Below are 5,364 nucleotides of genomic sequence, written 5' to 3' on the forward strand. Positions count from 1 at the left end.
CCTTTTTGGTCAAAAAACTTTAAAAAAGGAGCAGAAAGAGGTTGCGGGGAGCGGGGAACTGTCCATACTGCCAATCCGCCACCGAAACAGGAGCGGCTGAGACGAGGGAAGCGAGACGCTGTAAGCGGTTCACTTTCAGCGGATTAGAAATGGATCTTTCAGAAAACAACATCTTCAGATTACGAGAGCGAATGAGCCTCTAGGGCGAGTGAGTTTGAGGAATTTGGAGAGACAAAAACGAAAGCTAAATTGTGCGCTGCGTGTGGATAACGCGTGGCTTGTTTGAAAGAAAACAAGGTTCAATTTAGCTGGCATTCAAAAGATGCCAGCACCAATTTTTGGAGAGTTTGATTCTGGCTCAGAACGAACGCTGGCGGCGTGGATAAGACATGCAAGTCGAACGGGACATTATGAGTAGCAATACAAGTGATGTTTAGTGGCGAACGGGTGCGTAACACGTGGATACATTCCGGAAAGCGGGGGATAGCCCAGGGAAACTTGGATTAATACCGCATGTGGTCGAGAGACTAAAGACGGGGATCGAAAGACCTGTCACTTTCCGATTGGTCCGCGGCCTATCAGCTAGTTGGCGGGGTAATGGCCCACCAAGGCGACGACGGGTAGCTGGTCTTAGAGGACGACCAGCCACACTGGAACTGAGACACGGTCCAGACACCTACGGGTGGCAGCAGTCGAGAATCTTTCACAATGGGGGCAACCCTGATGGAGCGACGCCGCGTGGAGGATAAGGTCTTCGGATTGTAAACTCCTGTCATGCGTGAACAAGGTTGCTTGGATAATACCTGAGCAAATTGATGGTAGCGCAAGAGGAAGAGACGGCTAACTCTGTGCCAGCAGCCGCGGTAATACAGAGGTCTCAAGCGTTGTTCGGAATCACTGGGCGTAAAGGGTGCGTAGGTGGCGTGGCAAGTCAGATGTGAAAGCCCGGGGCTCAACCTCGGAACTGCATCCGATACTGCCATGCTAGAGTACTGGAGGGGTGACTAGAATTCTCGGTGTAGCAGTGAAATGCGTAGATATCGAGAGGAATACCAAAGGCGTAGGCAGGTCACTGGACAGTTACTGACACTGAGGCACGAAGGCCAGGGGAGCGAACGGGATTAGATACCCCGGTAGTCCTGGCAGTAAACGGTGCATACTTGGTGTGGGAAGATTCGACCCTTCCTGTGCCGGAGCTAACGCGTTAAGTATGCCGCCTGGGAAGTACGGTCGCAAGATTAAAACTCAAAGAAATTGACGGGGACCCGCACAAGCGGTGGAGTATGTGGCTTAATTCGATGCAACGCGAAGAACCTTACCTGGTCTTGACATGCATCTTGTCGCTAATGAAAGTTAGCTAGGTTAGCAATAACCGATTTGCACAGGTGCTGCATGGCTGTCGTCAGCTCGTGTCGTGAGATGTTGGGTTAAGTCCCGCAACGAGCGCAACCCCTGTGATTTGTTGCCACCCGGTTTACCGGAGCACTCGAGTCAGACTGCCTCGATCAACGAGGAGGAAGGTGGGGATGACGTCAAGTCCGTATGGCCCTTACGACCAGGGCTGCACACGTACTACAATGCCCAGCACAATGTGAACCGATACCGCGAGGTGGAGGAAATCAGTAAAACTGGGCTCAGTTCAGATTGGAGTCTGCAACTCGACTCCATGAAGTTGGAATCGCTAGTAATGGTGCATCAGCTACGGCACCGTGAATACGTTCCCGGGTCTTGTACACACCGCCCGTCACATCATGGAAGCTGGTTTCGCCCGAAGTGCATGCGTCAACCGCAAGGAGACAGTGCCCTAAGGCAAGACTGGTGACTGGGATGAAGTCGTAACAAGGTAGCCGTAGGGGAACCTGCGGCTGGATCACCTCCTTTCTATGGAGAATGTCCGCTGAGTGTCTCACACTCAATTAACGGACAAGGTCGATATCTCGCTGACCAGTAATGGGAAGCAGGTATGTGAATCTGCGAAAGCGCTCACACCTTTTCTACGTGATATGAAACCGCAGCGCACCATTTAGTTTTCGTTTTTGAAATTGAACATCTTGATCGGGGGTTTAGCTCAGTTGGTAGAGCGCTAGCTTTGCAAGCTTGATGTCAGGAGTTCGAGTCTCCTAACCTCCACCAAAGAAATTTGGCAGGTGAGAGAGACTTCGGATTTGTGATGTAAGCCATCGACTCCAAAAGGGCATGTAGCTCAGTTGGTTAGAGCACCGCCTTGATAAGGCGGGGGTCACTGGTTCGAGTCCAGTCCTGCCCACCATTTCCGATGAAGATGAGAGAGAAGTTTTCTGGGGAGCGTAAGTTCCTTGACAACTGCATACAGAGTAAAAGAAAGAACAATTTTACATAGAGCCAGACGTTGAGATCTGAAAAGGTTTCAATAAAAGATAAGAAAGAAGTGTGCTCTTATGACTTTCGGTTCTGTCGCAAGACAGGGCTTAGAAAAGGATATGAGCAATGCAAGATTTATAGGGTATGTAGTGGATGCCTTGGCACTAGCAGGCGATGAAGGACGTGGTAAGCTGCGATAAGCCTCGGAGAGCCGCAAGCAGGCATTGATCCGGGGATTTCCGAATGGGATAACCTGATACAGTTCATACTGTATCGTCTTGCTCTGAATACATAGGAGCAAGCACGCTAAACCGCCTGAAGTGAAACATCTCAGTAGGGCGAGGAGAAGAAAGCGAAAGCGATTCCGTCAGTAGTGGCGAACGAAAGCGGAACAGCCCAAACCAGGAGGTTTCCTCCTGGGGTTGTAGGAGCCCAATGTGGCAGGTGAATAGTTAGGTGAAGCGGATGGAAAGTCGCTCCACAGAGGGTGAAAGGCCCGTAACCGAAAACTTGAAACCGCCTAGGGATTTCCTGAGTAATGCGATACACGTGAAACTTCGCATGAATCTGTGCCGACCACGGCATAAGGCTAAATACTCGCTAGTGACCGACAGTGAACAAGTACCGCGAGGGAAAGGTGAAAAGATCCGCCGTGAGCGAAGTGAAATAGTACCTGAAACCACATACCCACAAGGTGTTAGAGCCGGCTTGTCCGGTGATAGCGTGCCTTTTGCAAAATGAGTCTGCGAGTCAGTCTGTGTGGCAAGCCTAAGCCCTTCTGGGGTGGAGGCGGAGCGAAAGCGAGTCCGAATAGGGCGCTAAGTTGCACGGGCTGAACCCGAAGCGGTGGTGATCTACCCATGGCCAGGTTGAAGCGTCTTTAATCGGACGTGGAGGACCGAACTGGTGGACCTTGAGACGTCCTCGGATGAGCTGTGGGTAGGGGTGAAAGGCTAATCAAACCCCGTAATAGCTGGTTCTCCCCGAAATGTATTTAGGTGCAGCGTCATGCGCTGATCGAGGGGGGTAGAGCACTGAATGAGCTAGGGGGCATACCCGTCTACCAAACTCAATCAAACTCCGAATACCCTTGAGTGAAGCATGGCAGTAAGACAGTGGGGGATAAGCTTCATTGTCGAAAGGGAAACAGCCCAGCTCAACAGCTAAGGTGCCTAAATAACGCTCAGTGGAAAGGAAGTGAGATTTCTTTGACAGTGAGGATGTTGGCTTAGAAGCAGCCACCATTTAAACAGTGCGTAATAGCTGACTCATCGAGAGATCTCGCGCCGAAAATGATTGGCGATAAGCGTTATACCGAAGCTTTGGACTGTATGATCTAAGGGTCATACTTTGGTAGGGGAGCGTTCTGTGAGCCTTGAAGCGTGAAGGTGACTGACCGTGGAGTTCACAGAAGTGAGGATGCAGACATAAGTAACGATAAGACAGGTGAAATCCCTGTCCGCCGTAAACCCAAGGTTTCCTGGGCAACGATTTTCGTCCCAGGGTTAGTCGGGAGCTAAGTCCAGGCCGATTGGCGTAGGCGATGCACAGCAGGTCAATATTCCTGCACCGGCTTTGGTTAAAGTACAGGTTCACGTCAGAGGAGAGAGCATGCCGATTGAAAGTGGCAGCAGGGTGCGGAGCGATCCAAGCCCGGACTCTTGAATTGAGCGTCTAGAAAAGCCTGTGCCCCTTTCCAAGGCCGCCCGTACCGCAAACCGACACAGGTGGGTGGGTAGAGTATACCAAGGCGTAAGAGTGAAACCTCGTTAAGGAACTCTGCAATCTAGTCCCGTAACTTCGGAAGAAGGGATGCCCTCTTAGGAGGGTCGCAGTGAAAGGGGACAACCGACTGTTTATCAAAAACACAGCATTGTGCCAAGACGAAAGTCCAAGTATACGATGTGACACGTGACCAATGCGGAAAGATTAAGGCAAGGGGTTAGCCGCAAGGCGAAGCTCTGAACCTAAGTCCCCGTGAATGTCGGCCGTAACTATAACGGTCCTAAGGTAGCGAAATTCCTTGTCGGGTAAGTTCCGACCTGCACGAATCGTGTAACGAGTTGTCCGCTGTCTCAACGAGGGGCTCAGTGAAATTGTAATAGCAGTGAAGATGCTGCTTACCCGCAGAAGGACGGAAAGACCCTATGCACCTTAACTGTAAGCTGTCACTGGTCGTTTGGTTTTCATGCTTAGCGTAAGTGGGAGGCTTTGAAGTGTTACTTTCGGGTAACATGGAGCCATCAATGAAACACCACCCTTGGGTATTGAACGATCTAACCGCGGCCCGTCATCCGGGCGTGGGACCATGTCAGCCGGTCAGTTTTACTGGGGCGGTATCCTCCCAAAGAGTAACGGAGGAGCGCGAAGGTTGGCTCAGCGTGGTTGGCAATCACGTGTTGAGTGCATTGGCATAAGCCAGCCTAACTGTGAGACTGACAAGTCGAACAGATACGAAAGTAGGCCAAAGTGATCCGGCGGTTTAATGTGGAATTGCCGTCGCTTAACGGACAAAAGGTACGCTAGGGATAACAGGCTGATCTTGCCCAAGAGTTCATATCGACGGCAAGGTTTGGCACCTCGATGTCGGCTCATCGCATCCTGGGGCTGGAGAAGGTCCCAAGGGTCCGGCTGTTCGCCGGTTAAAGCGGTACGCGAGCTGGGTTCAGAACGTCGCGAGACAGTTCGGTCCTCTATCCTCTGTGGGCGCAGGAAAGTTGAGGGGTTTAATTCCTAGTACGAGAGGACCGGAATTAACGCACCTCTGGTGTTCCAGTTGTTCTGTCAAGAGCATCGCTGGGCAGCTATGTGCGGAAGAGATAAGCGCTGAAAGCATCTAAGCGCCAAGCTCATCCCGAGATAAACTTTCCCTGAAGGATCGTGGAAGACTACCACGTTGATAGGTCGCGGGTGCAAGCGCAGTAATGTGTTCAGCTTAGCGATACTAATCATCCGTTTGTCTTGCATTGCCTTCATTCCTTTCAAAACAAGACACACACGTCGGCCCAAACCGAAATTGTTCAT

2 tRNA genes and 2 rRNA genes are annotated in these 5,364 nt (G+C 51.3%); all 4 read left to right on the forward strand.

Going from position 1 to position 5,364, the window contains the following annotated elements:
- The first annotated feature begins 335 nt into the window (after nucleotides 1-335).
- Nucleotides 336-1,881, forward strand: a 16S ribosomal RNA gene (locus B5D61_RS25345).
- 176 nt (nucleotides 1,882-2,057) lie between these two features.
- A tRNA-Ala gene (locus tag B5D61_RS25350) sits at nucleotides 2,058-2,133 on the forward strand.
- A gap of 59 nt (nucleotides 2,134-2,192) precedes the next feature.
- A tRNA-Ile gene (locus B5D61_RS25355) sits at nucleotides 2,193-2,269 on the forward strand.
- A gap of 197 nt (nucleotides 2,270-2,466) precedes the next feature.
- Nucleotides 2,467-5,309 (forward strand): 23S ribosomal RNA (locus B5D61_RS25360).
- The 16S and 23S rRNA genes sit together here with 2 tRNA genes alongside, the layout of an rRNA operon.
- Nucleotides 5,310-5,364: the final 55 nt, after the last annotated feature.

Source organism: Prosthecobacter debontii (assembly GCF_900167535.1).
Classification (GTDB): domain Bacteria; phylum Verrucomicrobiota; class Verrucomicrobiia; order Verrucomicrobiales; family Verrucomicrobiaceae; genus Prosthecobacter; species Prosthecobacter debontii.